Raw genomic sequence first — 14,513 nt, forward strand, 5'->3', positions numbered from 1 at the left:
TGCAAGTTGTTAGTATCCATTATGTTTCACGTGAAACATCTAGGCAAGCGGATTCTTCTTTGCCATGCCATTTGCACGAGGCAATGAAACGGATGCTGGATGACTCTTCTTAAGAACAATGAACTCTCTGTGGCCCAAGCCCTCAGGCAAATCGATTGCGTCATTCAGAAGCAAAGTGAAGCCGCAGATCTTAGCTGCTGACATGCCGGAAGTAAGCTCCTCATCAGATGGATTACCCTTCGTGATAACAAATAGCCCTCCATCCTTGAGGAACGGAGCCGCATACTCAACAAGAATCGGCAGTGGAGCGAGTGCGCGAGCTGTTACGACAGAGAACTGCTTCTTATGGCTTCGAGCATATTCTTCAAGGCGATCATGGACTGCATGACCATTCTTCAATCCAAGAGCATGAACAAAAGTATTGACAGCATCGACCTTCTTACCAACAGAGTCAATATAAGTAGCTTTACGATGCGTGGTTATGGTTAACGGAATACCAGGGAAGCCCGCACCTGTTCCCATATCGAGCAAAGCTCCCTCAGGAGCCTTATTGATATAGGGGAGCAAAACAAGTGAGTCGAGGATATGAAGTACCGCAGCATCTTCTATGTTAAGAATACGGGTGAGATTGGTTGTCTTATTTGTTTCCAGAACCAAATCCAAATGTTGAATACATTTCCTCAGCTCAGTATCAGTTACGCTCAAGGAATACTCTTTGCAATAGGAAGTTAGACGACTCAACATCTCGTCAGCCTGCTGATCAGTAAGTACTAACAACGAAAGCTCCTTTCTGACAAAAATCAGTGTATCGAGAACTTTTGACAAAAAAAGGGGACGTGGAAACCACGTCCCCTTAGCATAAGCTCGAGTAGATTATCGAGCAACAATCACCACATGGCGATCGGGGTCAGAACCCTCAGAATGAGTATCGACGGCGTCATTGCCACGAAGTGCAATGTGAACCAGTCGGCGCTCGTAGGCATTCATGGGCGGAAGCGAAACACTCTTATGAGTGCGGATGGCACGCTCGGCAGCAGACTGAGCCATGGAGGCAACCTTGTCCTGACGGCGGCTCTTGTATCCCTCGACGTCCACTACAACCGGATACCTAAAGCCGAGCTTGCGGCTCACCAGCAATGAGAACATAACCTGAAGGGCATCAAGGGTGCGACCATGACGGCCAATGAGAACAGCAAGGTCGGGAGCCGTTACATCCAGAATCAGCTCACCCTCGTCGCCCTCATACTCATCGATAGGAGAGTTGGCGGCATCGAAGTGCGAAAGGATGGAACGCAGGATGGAAATCGCGACATCGGCAATGGTGTCGAGCTCCTCGTCGGTCAGCTCTTCACCAGCCTTGTAGCGCTGTGCAATCTCGGGATAATCGCCCGCGACCTGCGGGGCAACCTCCTCAAGCATATCCTCGATGATCTCTTCAGACATAACGTACTCCAAAAGTTAGGTACCTAAATAAGATTGATATCCCACTACTTCTTCTTGTGCGGGCGCGGCTTCTTCTCGCGACGAGTGACCTCAACCTGCAGCGGCGCGTTCTTAAGGCGCTCCTCCTCATCGGCCTTCGCCTTGTCGATGACCTTCTGCGTCACAAAAATCTGCTGGATAACCTGCCAAGCAGACGAGACGTCGTAGTACAGCAGAACACCAACGGGAAGGCTCCAGCCCATCCAAAGCATCATGACCGTCATGACAACGGCCATCATACGCATGCTCTGAGCCTGCTGGCCGGTCTGGTTGCGCGACATATAGAGCTGCGGAATCAGGGTCAGGACAGCGAACAGGATCAGGCAGACCAGCGCAGGCAGCGCGACCATAAAGCCATCGGCAAAGGAGGCACTCGGCGTGGTGGTCAGGTCGGGCAGAATATTAAAGAACGAGAACGTGCCGTCGTTAAAGTAGTCCGGCAGGTTACGCAGCAGCGTAAATAGGGCGAACAGGACAGGCATCTGAATCAACAGCGGCAGACAACCAGCCATCGGGTTGAACTTGTTCTCGCTGTAGAACTTCTGCATTTCCTCGGCCTGACGCTGGGGATCGTCGGCATAGCGCTCCTGGATCTCGAGCATCTTGGGCTGCAGCACCTGCATGCGTGCCGTCGACTTAGTCGACTTGAGCATAAGCGGCGTCAGCAGCAGACGGATGATGACCACCAGGATGATAATGGACAGGCCCCAGTCGACCGCAAAGGTCTGGATGAGCTTGAGCAGCTCGAAAAGGATGTTAACGATCCAATCCCACATGTAAGTTTTCCTCCGATAGCGAGTGCCCGCTAGGGCACAGGGTCATAACCGCCGACGTGCAGGGGATTGCAGCGAGCGATGCGCCTCACGGCAAGCCAGCAGCCTCTCAAAACACCGTACTTCTCAATCGCCTGGACGGCGTATTGCGAGCACGTTGGGTAATAAATGCAGGCGTCAGGCAATAAGGGCGAAATAACCTGTTGATATATGCGAATAGGAGCGATGGCAACACGTCGCAAAACGTGATTGCTCATCGCTCCTCCCCGGCAACGCCGGCGCGTTTCATAAGCGAACGCAATGCATTGTCCATCTCCTGCGGCGAGGAAACCCTCGTCTTGGGAGTTGCGAACAAGATGATGTCATAACCCGCAACGGGAAATCCACAGCTGCGGGCGGCCTCGCGCATCACACGCTTAGAACGGTTGCGCACGACAGCACAACCGAGCCGTTTAGCACCAACGAAGGCGACCCTTCCGGAGTCGCCTTCGCCAACCGATTCACATATGGTCATTCGAATCAGAGGGTGATTGAAACGACGCCCCTGACTGAACACATGCTCGAAATCTTGCCGAGACTTAATAGTCTTCATGCGAGATGTGTGTATCGCTGCTAGACAGTGAGACGCTTGCGGCCCTTGGCGCGACGACGGGCGAGCACGGCACGACCACCCTTGGTGGCCATACGGGCACGGAAGCCATGGGTCTTGGCACGCTTACGCTTATTAGGCTGATACGTACGCTTCATCTTAAGTTCCTCCTGCTGCATTTCGAGTGTCCGCGGGGGCGCGGACGCAGATATAGACACGTGAGCTTGAAGATTGTAGGGAAATCAATGTTCAAATGTCAAGAAATCAAAGGTAAAAGGTTGCGCAGTTCACACGGTTCCCCCATAAGCCGAGCTCGATTTAGCGGTGCATGGCAACTTTTCACGATATTTCATCGATTTTTCAACAGGTCATGTTGGCAATGTTGAGAACTTTTCGTCCGTTTTCCAAAGTTTTCAACAGGTTTTGAAAAGTTGTCGAAAGATGAGAAACATTGCACGGTGAGCTACTATTTGTTCGAAACCTTTTGAAAGATTGCGAGCGGCATGTCTGACGACTTTTACACCATGGTCGATTCCGGAGACCCGGCACCCGACAACGAGCACATCACCGGCGTGCGCGAAGAGCGTAAGGAAGGCGAGCAGACGACCACGCAGGCGCCAAAAGCCATGTACGCCGCGCGCATCGCCGTCTATGACGACATGCTGTCGACACCGCGTGTGATCGTCATTGATCCGCAAGATGTCCGCACGTATTTGGAAGAGACGACCAACACCGTCTACCAGTGTATGAAAGAGCAAGGTGGCCACATCTCGCTCATGGTCATCCGCGAGATTGTCGAAAACTTTATCCACGCACACTTTGCCGAGCCCATCATCTCGATTCTGGACGGCGGAGACACCATCCGCTTTGCTGATCAAGGACCCGGCATCGACGACAAGGAGCGCGCTTTCGACTTTGGCGTTACCAGCGCAAACAGCAAGATGAAGCGCTATATCCGTGGAACCGGAGCAGGGTTTCCCATGGTGCAGGAGTATTTGGAAAACGCCGGCGGGGCCGTGTCCATCGAGGACAACATGGGCAACGGCACCGTGGTTACGGTAAGCCTGGACCCTAAACGCGTGCAGGAAATCGAACGCGCCGGCGGGCGCGGTGCTGCCGTGCGGCCCGAGACGGAGCAGCCCGCATATCCCCTGCCGGGGGCTTTTGCGCAGCAGCCCATGGCAACGCAACAGATGCAGCCCCGCGTGGGACAGATGCAGCAGCCCGGAATGCTTCCTACACAAGAGCCCCAGGCGGCGTCGATGTCGATGCCGCCAAACGTGCCAGAGGCCATGCCGCTGGCGGATCAGGATACAGCAGCAATGCAGCAGGCGACGGGGGCACCGGGTGGCCAGCAAATGGGCTATCAGCCGTACCAACAGGGATATCCATATCAGCAGATGCCGCCACTGGGGTATGGCCAGCAGTTCCCGCAGCAGTACCAGCAGGGATATCAGCAGCCGTACCAGCAGATGACGCAGCAGCAGTACAACCCCTGGGCCCAGCAGATGCCTCCGCAGCCTTACCACCAGTGGCCTCAAAGTTTTCAACAGCAAATGCCGCCGATGCAGAGTTCTCAACAACCAGCAGCTCAAATGATGTATCCTAATGCAGCAAATCAGTATGCGCAGCCACAACCGGACGTGTTCGTAAGCGATCGCGGCAACGCCGCGCTGGGCTATCTGGCGCAAAATCAAGCGTGCGGTGCCACCGATCTGGCGAGGGCGTTTGGAAACTCGGCCCCCACTTGGTCACGCACGCTCAATGACTTGGCGCAGGCCGGCTTGGTCATCAAGCATGGCCAGAAATACCATCTGACCGAACTCGGCGCCGCTCGCGTGCGAGCTCAGAGCTAAAGAACGGGAGAGACAGTGGACGAGGAAGCAAGCATCATCCTGGGGGATGCCATCGCCTTTTGCCAGCGCGACGGCCGAGATGCACGCCTCATCAACATGCTGGGGCAATCGCGCGCCATAAGCCTGACCGAAGATACGCTCACGATCGAGGCCCCCTCGCGCTTTGCCATCGCGCAGCTCAAAAAGCATCAGCCGACCATTGAGGCCTATCTGGAAGAAATCGCCTTTGCACCGATCGCGCTCGACATCGTGGCACCGCAAGGCGCCGCGACGGAATCCGCTGCCGCGACGGCGCCTGCCACGGCTCCCGCAGCTTCCCCGGCGGTGCCGGCCTCCGCAGGCGACGTGCCGACAATCGAGCACCAGCACAGCGATGTTTCCCGTGAAACCATGGCACCGTTGCCGACCGCGGCGGCGACGTCAACGAACGCACCCGTCACGCACATGCCCATCGCTCACGACGCAACGACGGGCGCGGATTCGGGCATTGCAATCAAGAACACGCTCTCGGCCGATGATTTTCGCCGCATGATGAACCAGATGAAGGGCGGAGCGCCGACTAAATCCACGCAAGCTGCGACCCCCGCTTCACCCATGCCAGCACCGACCGCGCCGGCCGAACAGAATACGGATGGAGCCCCGCTCGCCGCGAACTCAAAATTTACCTTTGAGAACTTTGTCTACGGCCCCGAGAACAGCCATGCCTATCGCTCGGCACTCAAGTTTGCCGCCCTCGCGGACGAGCGGGGCACGTGCACATCACTGTTCATCTACGGCAAATCGGGCCTGGGCAAGACGCACCTGCTGCTTGCCATCAAAAACGAGCTCGCCGAAAAGTCGCCCGAGATCAAGGTCAAGTATGCCAACTCCCAGGCATATCTGGACGACCTGATGACCGAGTTCGACCGCCAAAAGAAGAGCAACGCCCCCATCATGCAGGCGTACCACGGCGTGGACGTGCTCATCATCGACGACATCCAAAACATCATCGGCAAGCGCGCGAGCGTGGACTACTTTTTCCAGCTCATGGACGAGTTCATCCGCAACAACAAGAAGGTCGTCATCGCGGCAGACCGCGCCCCCAAGGACCTGAGCATGGACGAGCGTCTGACCAGCCGCTTCAACGCCGGCATGCTCTGCCTGGTCGCAGAGCCCAGCTACGAAATGAAATACAAGATCTTGCAGCGCTATTACGAGAACACCATCGTCGCCGCTCCCGAGGCAGGCGACGACTCGCTGCTGGCGGCCTATGGGGGCGACGGCGGGCACCTAACCGACGAGCACTTTAAACACATGGCCGAGGTCTCGGGCACCAACATCCGCGAACTCGAGAGCTTTTGCGAGCGCTGCGCCGGCGAGGCGGGCGACCGCGAGCGCGAGGGCGGGGAGCTCACCTTTGACGATATCGACGCCATCGCCAGCCAGTACTTTGACACATCGGCCAAAAAGATCAACGTCCAGACGGTTCAGTCCGTCATCGAAGAGCAGTACGGCGTGACGCACGAGGAGCTCATCGGCCCGCGTCGCAACGCCAATATCGCCAAAGCACGCCATATCGCTATCTACCTGGCCATCGAGATGTGCGAGATGACGACCACGGCGGTGGGCGCCGAATTTGGCAACCGCAACCACTCGACCGTCAGCACGAGTTACAAAAAGGTCCAGAAGATGATCCAGGAAGACCGCACCGTCACCGAAGACCTCAAGTCGCTGCGCGATAAAATTACACTGCGCTCGTAGGGAAATAGAGACACCTGTTGAAAACTTGTCGAAACCACGGGCATAAGGTGTCTAAAACCCAACCCGCGGTGATGAAAAGTTTTGCGCAGGTTTTGAACGTGGAAAACCACCCCTGTTGCACACAGGTTGCTGTCGATTCTCTTTCTTGGTCTGACCTGCGTCTTTGGGAGTAATCAACAGTTTCGTCAGTGCTATTACTATTATTAAGATATTTATATCTATAGAAAGGTATTAAAAGATGAAGTTCACCGTCAGCCAGAGCTCGCTTACACAAGCCATCGGCGTCGTTATGAAGGGTGTCGCTTCGGCATCCACCCTTCCCATCCTGTCGGGCGTGCTCGTTAAGGCCCAAGACGGCATCTTGGAATTCCAGACCTCTAACTACACTATCTCGATCCGTCATCGCATCGCGGCGCATGTCGAAGAAGAGGGCGAGATGGTTATCCCCTGTAAGGTGCTCTCCAATATCACCAAGACCCTCCCCGATGCCCCGGTCACCTTTGAGCTGTCCGAGCGCCAGGTGCTGATTGGTTGCGAGAAGAGCTCTTTTAGGCTGAACACGCTCGATGCCAATGACTTCCCCGAGTTTCCGGCCTATGCCATCGAGAGTGCCGTGGAGCTGCCGACCGATGTCTTGTCCGAAATGGTCGGCCGCGTGTGGCGCGTCACCTCGACCGACAAGGCTCGCCCCATCCTGGGCGGCGTGCACATGAAGGTCGAGAACAACACCGTACGCCTGGTGGCGACCGATTCCTTCCGCTTGGCCGTGTGCGATACGCAGGTCGAGACCTCGACCCTCGAGGGCTCCTTTGAGCTCAACGTTCCGGCTGACGCCTTTAACGATGCGCTGAACATCATGGCCAGCCAGGCGACCATCATGATCGGGGCTACCGACACCCAGGTCGTCTTCGAGGCCGGCAACACCACCTACGTGTCGCGTCGCATCGAGGGCGTGTACCCCAACTACAAGCAGCTCATCCCCGATTCGTGCGTGACGAGCGTCAAGATCGATGTCGCCGCCTTTAACGCCGCCCTCAAGCGCGTGGCCGTTATCGCGAGCGCCAACCCCGCCGTCAAGTTCGAGATCGATGTCGAGAACGGGCAGATGGGCCTGTCCTCCATTTCCAATGACCAGGACCTTGCGCAGGAGACGATCGATGTCGAGGCTGAGGGCGAGTCGGGTACCATCGCCTTCAACTACCACTACATCTTCGGCTGCCTCAATGCCCTGTCCAAGGAGAAGGAGATCACGCTGGAGCTCAAGAGCTACTCGCAGGCGGGCATCTTTAAGTCCTACGACAAGATCAACTACCTGTACCTGGTCATGCCGGTCCGCATCTAGCGCTGCGCCATGACCATGTTCGCCCGCGATCTTTCCGTCGCGCACTACCGCAGCTTCGATAGCTATCACCTTGCCCTGGACGAGGGCGTGACGATACTTGCGGGACCCAACGCGGCGGGAAAGACCAATCTCATAGAGGCGCTGCAGCTGCTGACGAGCGGCGCCTCGTTTAGGCATCCGACCGCAGCCGAGCTCGTCCATGACGGCGTGGGCTCGTGCAAGATCGAGCTGAGGCTCGAGGGCGACGGCCGCGTGCTTGATATGGGATTGAGCGCGGAGGACGGTAAGCGCTCGTTTAGCCGCAACGGCAAGAGATGCTCTGCCGCCGGTGTGCGCGGGGTTCTTCCGAGCGTGCTGTTTTGCCCCGACCATCTGGACATGGTTAAGCGTGGCGCCAGTGTGCGCCGCGCCGCCCTCGATGACTTTGGCATGCAACTGAGCGCACGCTATGCCGATCTTGCGAGCACCTATGGGCGCTGCGTGACCCAGCGTAACGCCTTGCTCAAGGAGACCTGGTGCTGCCGCGAGATGCTCGGCGCGTGGAACGATTCGATTGCCCGCGCGGGCTCGGCCCTGCTCGTGCACCGGTTGGCCCTGCTCGACCGGCTGGCGGGCCATGTGCACACTGCCTACGGGCAAGTAGCGTCAGGTGAGGCCGCCAACGTGACCTATGCGTCCACGCTGGGGGCTTTGCCCCAGGTCGAGGATCGCGAAGAGCTGAAGGGTTGGGCGTACGAGCGCATGCTGGCCGCCCTTGACGAGCATGCCGACGAGGAAATTCGCCGCGGCGTGACGTTGGTGGGACCGCATCGCGACGAGATTGAGTTTACCGTGGCGGGTCGCTCCGCCCGTTCATTTGCCAGCCAAGGACAGCAGCGCACGCTGGTGCTGTCCTGGAAGGTGGCCGAGGTTGCCGTGGCTCGCGATGTCCTGGGCACCGCCCCACTGCTGCTTTTGGACGACGTGATGAGCGAGCTCGACGGCGAGCGTCGCGGCGCTTTCCTGCGGCTGATCGGCGATGATATCCAGACGGTCATAACCACGACCAACCTGGGGTACTTTACCGATGACCTGCTTAATCGAGCCAAGGTGGTGAGCATGGGTGAGACGTGCTAATTACGAGCGCGAGAGCGAGACAGTCGCCTTCAGCGGGTTTTTGAACGCAGAGCGCCAGCGCATCCTGGCGGCCGCGACACCTGAGCGCCGTGCGCAGATGGAGGCCGCCGAGGAGTCGCGCACGGTCTATCGCGCATGGAACGCGGTGTGCTCGGGCACGCGCGAGGGGCGGCATGTGACGGGGCTGCGCTACCTGCCCGAGTCCAATGAGCTGCTGGTGTATCTCGACTCGCCCTCGTGGACGCAGGAAATGACGCTGTTGCGCGAGATCATCCGCGCGCGCATGGAGCGCGCCGGTGCGCATGTGGACGGCCTGGTGTTCAAAACCACCGCGCCCGGTCACACGCCGCCCGCCGCCAAGGAGCGCCTGCGCCCGGCGACGACCGAGCGCCCGCCGGCCCCGCACGCCGACCTAAGTGAGGCCGAGTGCACCGAGATCGAGCGCCAGGTGGCGCCCATCGAAGACCAAAAACTGCGCGAGGCCCTCGAGAATGCCATGAGAGCCAGTGCCGAGTGGGCCAAGGGCGTGCAAAGCAAAAAAGAGCCTTAAATCGCATCTGGTGGCCTTGTAGAGCCAAATACCCTCGGTCCCGAGGGTATTTTTTTACGATAAACTAGTAAGGCTGTACACATTTTCTTGACTGAAGGAGGACGTGTGACAAACGAAAACGATTACGATGGCGGCGAGATTAAGATTCTCGAAGGTCTCGAGGCCGTTCGTAAGCGCCCGGGCATGTATATCGGCTCGACGAGCGCCAGCGGTCTGCATCACCTGGTGTGGGAGATCGTTGACAACTCCGTCGACGAGGCCATGGCCGGTTTCTGCACCGAGATCCAGGTGACGGTCCACGCCGACAACTCCATCACGGTCGTCGACAACGGGCGCGGCATCCCCGTCGACGAGCACCCTGTTAAAAAGATCCCGACGCTCGAGGTCGTTATGACGATCTTGCACGCCGGCGGTAAGTTCGATAACTCGGCCTATAAGGTCTCGGGCGGCCTGCACGGCGTAGGCATCTCCGTCGTCAACGCACTGTCCAAGCGCGTGGTCGTTCAGGTTCGTCGCGATGGCAACACCTACGAGATGGAGTTCTCGCGCGGCAAGACCGTCAAGAAGATGGAGGTCGTGGGCACCTCGGATTCGACGGGTACCACCGTCACCTTCTGGCCCGACGACGAGATCTTCGAGACCTGCATCTACGATTTCGATACGCTGCACAACCGTCTGCAGGAGACGGCGTTCCTCAATAAGAACCTCAAGATCGTGCTGACCGACGAGCGCGAGGCGACTCCCCACGTGGAGGAGTTTTGCTACGAGGGCGGCATCATCGACTTCGTCAAGTTCCTCAACGAGGGCAAGGACGTCCCCGAGGCCTTTAAGGAGCCCATCTACATCGAGGGCAAATCGGACCCGGACGCTCCCGTGGCCAAGATGGGCGAGGTCGAGGTTTCCCTGCAGTGGAATAGCGGCTACGGCGAGAACGTCATGTCGTTTGCCAACGACATCTACACTCCCGAGGGCGGCATGCACCTTGAGGGCTTCCGCACCGCGCTCACCCGCGTGATCAACGACTACGCGCGCAAACAGAACCTGCTCAAGGAAAAAGACGCCAACCTGACCGGCGACGATGTACGCGAGGGCCTTTCGGCCGTTATCTCGGTCAAGCTGCCCGACCCGCAGTTTGAGGGCCAGACCAAGGCCAAGCTCGGTAGCTCCTATATGCGCGCGCTCACGCTCAAGATCGTGACCGACGGCCTCGCCGATTACTTGGAGGAGCATCCCAAGCCCGCTCGCGAGATCGTCAAGAAGGCGCAACAGGCCTGCAAGGCGCGCAACGCCGCCCGCAAGGCGCGCGAGGCGACCCGCCGCAAGAGCCTGCTCGAGACGGCGTCCCTGCCCGGTAAGCTCGCCGACTGCTCGGTGCGCGATGCCGAGCTGACCGAGCTCTTCATTGTAGAGGGCGACTCGGCAGGCGGTTCGGCCAAGGACGGCCGCCGCCGAGACATCCAGGCGATTCTGCCCCTGCGCGGCAAGATTTTGAACGTCGAACGCGTTGGTGACCATCGCGCGTTCTCGAGTGACACCATCCAGTCGCTGATTACCGCGATCGGTTGCGGCGTCACGACGAGTGCCGGCGACGGCGGCGATTTCGATATCACCAAGGCGCGCTACCACAAGATCATCATCATGACCGATGCAGACGTCGACGGCGCGCATATCCGCATCCTGCTGCTGACATTCTTCTACAAGTACATGCGTCCGCTGATCGATGCCGGCTACGTCTATGTTGCCTGCCCGCCCATCTTTGGCATTAAGGTGCGCAACAAGATCCACTACGTGTATCCCAACGGCCGCCAGCCCGAAGACGAGATCCTGCGCGACACCATCCAGAGCCTGGGCCTGAACCCCGACGATAACGACGAGGACGGCAAGGCCAAGGACGGCAAGATCACCAAAAAGCGCAAGGGCTATACCGTCCAGCGCTACAAGGGCCTGGGCGAGATGGACCCCAAGCAGCTTGCCTCGACGACGATGGACCCCAAGACCCGCATCCTGCAGCGCGTGTCGATCGAGGACGCCGTGGTGGCAGACCGCGCCGTGCGCGAGCTGATGGGTTCCGAGGTCGGCTATCGCCGCGAGTACATTGAAAAACATGCGCATGACGCGCGTTTCCTTGACGCTTAAGAGGAGGTAACGTGGCAGACGATATCAACAATAACGAGGGTATGGACGAGGCCGGCGATGCCGGTATGCCCGATGATCTGAAGCGCCTGCTTGCCCGTGCTGAGCAGGGCGAGGACGGCGATCCGGACGCCTATAACCCCGATGCCGATGATGATGAGGAAGAAGACGACGCCGAGCTCGAGGAGAGCTTTGGCGAAGTCGATCGCGGCGCCTCGGCCGGCGAGGATATCAACGGCGGCCAGCTCCAGATTTCGGAGTTCGGTCGCGAGATGAAGCAATCGTTCATCGAGTATTCAATGTCGGTTATCACGGCGCGTGCCCTACCGGACGTGCGCGATGGCTTAAAGCCGGTGCACCGCCGCATTCTGTACGCGATGAACGAGAGCGGCATCTACCCCAACCGCCCGCACAAGAAGTCAGCTTGGACGGTCGGCGAAGTTATCGGTAAGTACCACCCGCACGGTGACTCCGCGGTCTACGAGGCCATGGTCCGCCTGGCACAGTGGTTCTCCATGCGCACGCCGCTCATCGACGGTCACGGCAACTTCGGTAACATCGACGGCGACGGCGCCGCCGCCATGCGTTACACCGAGAGCCGCCTGGCAAAGCCCGCCATGGAACTGCTGCGTGACTTGCAGAAGGATACCGTCGACTGGCAGCCCAACTACGACGAATCACTCGCCGAGCCCGTGGCGCTGCCTGCGCGCTTCCCCAACCTGCTGGTCAACGGCAGCCAGGGCATCGCCGTCGGCATGGCCACCAACATCGCTCCGCATAACCTCACCGAGGCGATCGAGGCCACCTGCTACCTGATCGACAACCCCGACGCCACCGTCGACGAGCTCATGCAGATCATGCCCGGTCCGGACTTCCCCACCGGCGCCATCATCATGGGCAGCGCCGGCATTAAGCAGAGCTACGAGACCGGCCGCGGCTCCATTACCGTGCGCGCCAAGGCACACGTTGAGTCCACCAAGACCGGTCGCAGTCGCCTGGTCTTCACCGAGATTCCCTACATGGTCAACAAGGGCACCCTGCAGGAGAAGATTGCCCAGCTCGTCAACGACAAGCGCATCGAGGGCATCTCGGATATGCGCGATGAGTCCAACCAGAAGGGCATCCGTCTGGTTATCGAGCTCAAGAAGGGCGTCATTCCGCAGGTCGTGCTCAACAACCTGTATAAGTACACCTCGCTGCAGACGACCTTTGGCGCCAACAACCTGGCGCTCGTCAACGGCGTTCCCAAATGCCTGAGCCTGCGTGAGATGCTGCAGCACTACATCGACCACCAGGTCGACGTCGTCACCCGCCGCACCCGCTTCGACCTTAAGAAGGCCCAAGCCCGCGCGCATATCCTCGAGGGTTATCTGATGGCTCTCGACCATATCGACGAGGTCATTAGCATCATCCGCTCCTCGCAGACCGACTCCGAGGCCAGCAGCCGCTTGATCGAGCGCTTTGGCTTTACGCCCGAACAGACCACGGCCATCCTCGAGATGAAGTTGCGCCGCCTGACCGGCCTGGAGCGCGACAAGATCCAAGAAGAGTTGGACGGCCTGCGCCGCGCCATCGCCTACTACGAGGACCTGCTGGCGCATGAGGAGAAGATCCTGGGCGTCATCAAGGAAGAGATGCGCGAGATCTCCAAGAAGTTTGGCGACAAGCGCCGCACCGAGATCAGCCAGGTTGAGAAGGACCTGGATGTCGAGGACCTCATCGCCGACGAGGATATGGTCGTGACCATCACCCATACCGGCTACGTTAAGCGTATCCCGGTGGCTGCCTACCGCGCCCAGAAGCGCGGCGGCAAGGGCGTATCGGGCGTCAACCTCAAAGAGGACGACGTTATCGACGAGATGTTCATCGCGTCCACGCACGAGTACGTGCTGTTCTTCTCGAGCAAGGGCAGGGTCTATCGCCTGAAGGTGCACGAGCTGCCGGTGGGTACGCGCCAGGCGCGCGGTACCGCGATCGTCAACCTGCTGCCCTTCGAGGAAGGCGAGAAGATTGCGAGCGTCATCAGCTGCCGCGAGTTCCCGGCCGACGAGTACCTGATGTTTGCCACCAAGAGCGGCATGGTCAAGAAGACCGTGATGAGCGCATATGACCGCAGCCGTCGCGACGGCCTGATCGCTATCAACCTGCGTGACGACGACGCGCTGCTGAACGTGCGCCGCGTGCGCGAGGGCGACAAGATTATCCTGGCCACCACCGCGGGCAAGGCGATCATGTTCTCCGAGGAGCAGGTACGCGCTACCGGTCGCGATACCAGCGGCGTTCGCGGCATTAGCATGAAGGACGGCGTGAGCGTTCTGGGCATGGAAGTCACTAACGGCAACGGCGATCTGTTCGTCATCACCGAGCGCGGCTACGGCAAGCGCACGCCGGTCGCGGACTACCCGGAGCAGAATCGCGGCGGCCAGGGCGTCTACACCATCCAAATGACCGAGCGTAAGGGTAACCTCGCGGCCATGAAGACGGTGGGCCCGCAGCACGAGCTGTTCATCGTGACGGAGGGCGCGACGGTCATTCGCGTCAAGACCGACGAGATCAGCCAGACCGGCCGCGCCACCCAGGGCGTCAAGATGATGACCGTCGACGACAACGACCGCATCTGCGCCGTAGCTCGCATGACGGCCGCCAAGGAGAAGCCCGAAGGCGAAGCCACAGAAGACGGCTCTGCCCCCGAAGAAACCCCTGTCGATCTAGGCGACGGCAACGACATGCCAGAGGATCTCCTAGACGAGTAAGAGGAACTAGCTGGTAGAAAATATCAGACCCCATATATCGGCGGTCAGCGCACTGCGCGCCGACCGCTTTTTTGACAATCTTGAACCTCGCGTCGGCCCCGGCTGCCCGGCGGCATGCGAAGTCGATCGCGAGTTCCGCACGAGCCGGAGAGCACTTAATGTGCTCTCCGTGCGAGCAG

Annotated in this window: 13 protein-coding genes; 7 read left to right on the forward strand and 6 right to left on the reverse strand. The window is 59.0% G+C overall.

Annotated elements, in window-relative coordinates:
- Positions 1-39: 39 nt before the first annotated feature.
- From rsmG to rpmH, 6 genes are all read right to left on the reverse strand, one after another.
- The gene (rsmG, locus tag DWV32_RS09390; RefSeq protein WP_233540449.1) at positions 40-705 is read right to left on the reverse strand and encodes a 16S rRNA (guanine(527)-N(7))-methyltransferase RsmG; all 666 of its coding nucleotides are present in this window, start codon (positions 703-705) and stop codon (positions 40-42) included.
- A gap of 168 nt (positions 706-873) precedes the next feature.
- Positions 874-1,443, reverse strand: coding sequence for a R3H domain-containing nucleic acid-binding protein (locus DWV32_RS09395; protein ID WP_022093802.1), 570 nt, complete (start codon positions 1,441-1,443; stop codon positions 874-876).
- A 44-nt stretch (positions 1,444-1,487) separates the two neighbouring features.
- Entirely contained in the window at positions 1,488-2,258 is a 771-nt protein-coding gene (locus DWV32_RS09400) for a YidC/Oxa1 family membrane protein insertase (protein ID WP_055251326.1), read from the reverse strand.
- Positions 2,259-2,287: 29 nt separating this feature from the next.
- On the reverse strand, positions 2,288-2,512 hold the full coding sequence (gene yidD, locus DWV32_RS09405) for a membrane protein insertion efficiency factor YidD (RefSeq protein WP_022093804.1): 225 nt from the start codon (positions 2,510-2,512) through the stop codon (positions 2,288-2,290).
- A complete protein-coding gene (rnpA, locus tag DWV32_RS09410) occupies positions 2,509-2,847 on the reverse strand; it encodes a ribonuclease P protein component (RefSeq protein WP_082435526.1) in 339 nt (112 codons plus the stop codon). Before rnpA ends, yidD begins: the two co-directional genes overlap by 4 nt.
- 20 nt (positions 2,848-2,867) lie before the next feature.
- Complete coding sequence (rpmH, locus tag DWV32_RS09415) at positions 2,868-3,002, reverse strand: 50S ribosomal protein L34 (protein ID WP_019127408.1); 135 nt, start codon at positions 3,000-3,002, stop codon at positions 2,868-2,870.
- 345 nt (positions 3,003-3,347) lie between these two features.
- Here rpmH and DWV32_RS09420 point away from each other — a divergent pair, with 345 nt between their 5' ends.
- The 7 genes from DWV32_RS09420 (at position 3,348) to gyrA (ending at position 14,334) form a co-directional block, all read left to right on the forward strand.
- Positions 3,348-4,700 carry an ATP-binding protein gene (locus DWV32_RS09420; RefSeq protein ID WP_089572572.1) on the forward strand — a complete coding sequence of 451 codons (1,353 nt, stop codon included), beginning with the start codon at positions 3,348-3,350 and terminating at the stop codon, positions 4,698-4,700.
- A 15-nt stretch (positions 4,701-4,715) separates the two neighbouring features.
- Positions 4,716-6,440: a DnaA ATPase domain-containing protein gene (locus DWV32_RS09425; protein ID WP_089572573.1), complete on the forward strand. Its 1,725-nt coding sequence runs from the start codon at positions 4,716-4,718 to the stop codon at positions 6,438-6,440.
- 238 nt (positions 6,441-6,678) lie between these two features.
- Positions 6,679-7,782 carry a DNA polymerase III subunit beta gene (gene dnaN, locus DWV32_RS09430; protein WP_117584030.1) on the forward strand — a complete coding sequence of 368 codons (1,104 nt, stop codon included), beginning with the start codon at positions 6,679-6,681 and terminating at the stop codon, positions 7,780-7,782.
- Positions 7,783-7,791: 9 nt separating this feature from the next.
- The gene (locus DWV32_RS09435) at positions 7,792-8,898 is read left to right on the forward strand and encodes a DNA replication/repair protein RecF (RefSeq protein WP_117757976.1); all 1,107 of its coding nucleotides are present in this window, start codon (positions 7,792-7,794) and stop codon (positions 8,896-8,898) included.
- Positions 8,885-9,448 (forward strand): DciA family protein, encoded by a 564-nt coding sequence (locus tag DWV32_RS09440; RefSeq protein WP_117757977.1) that lies wholly within the window; start codon positions 8,885-8,887, stop codon positions 9,446-9,448. Before DWV32_RS09435 ends, DWV32_RS09440 begins: the two co-directional genes overlap by 14 nt.
- 105 nt (positions 9,449-9,553) lie before the next feature.
- A complete protein-coding gene (gene gyrB / locus DWV32_RS09445) occupies positions 9,554-11,584 on the forward strand; it encodes a DNA topoisomerase (ATP-hydrolyzing) subunit B (protein WP_117757978.1) in 2,031 nt (676 codons plus the stop codon).
- A 41-nt stretch (positions 11,585-11,625) separates the two neighbouring features.
- A complete protein-coding gene (gene gyrA / locus DWV32_RS09450; protein ID WP_117757980.1) occupies positions 11,626-14,334 on the forward strand; it encodes a DNA gyrase subunit A in 2,709 nt (902 codons plus the stop codon).
- The last annotated feature ends 179 nt before the right edge of the window (positions 14,335-14,513 follow it).

The organism is Collinsella sp. AF04-24, from assembly GCF_003465685.1.
GTDB lineage: Bacteria > Actinomycetota > Coriobacteriia > Coriobacteriales > Coriobacteriaceae > Collinsella > Collinsella aerofaciens_AP.

Bases quoted from the DNA above. Each gene is read 5' to 3' on its own strand.
- DWV32_RS09395 (WP_022093802.1), bottom strand. From the start codon at position 1,443: ATGTCTGAAGAGATCATCGAGGATATGCTTGAGGAGGTTGCCCCGCAG.
- DWV32_RS09400 (WP_055251326.1), bottom strand. From the start codon at position 2,258: ATGTGGGATTGGATCGTTAACATCCTTTTCGAGCTGCTCAAGCTCATC.
- yidD (WP_022093804.1), bottom strand. From the start codon at position 2,512: ATGAGCAATCACGTTTTGCGACGTGTTGCCATCGCTCCTATTCGCATA.
- rnpA (WP_082435526.1), bottom strand. From the start codon at position 2,847: ATGAAGACTATTAAGTCTCGGCAAGATTTCGAGCATGTGTTCAGTCAG.
- rpmH (WP_019127408.1), bottom strand. From the start codon at position 3,002: ATGAAGCGTACGTATCAGCCTAATAAGCGTAAGCGTGCCAAGACCCAT.
- DWV32_RS09420 (WP_089572572.1), top strand. From the start codon at position 3,348: ATGTCTGACGACTTTTACACCATGGTCGATTCCGGAGACCCGGCACCC.
- dnaN (WP_117584030.1), top strand. From the start codon at position 6,679: ATGAAGTTCACCGTCAGCCAGAGCTCGCTTACACAAGCCATCGGCGTC.
- DWV32_RS09435 (WP_117757976.1), top strand. From the start codon at position 7,792: ATGACCATGTTCGCCCGCGATCTTTCCGTCGCGCACTACCGCAGCTTC.
- gyrA (WP_117757980.1), top strand. From the start codon at position 11,626: ATGGACGAGGCCGGCGATGCCGGTATGCCCGATGATCTGAAGCGCCTG.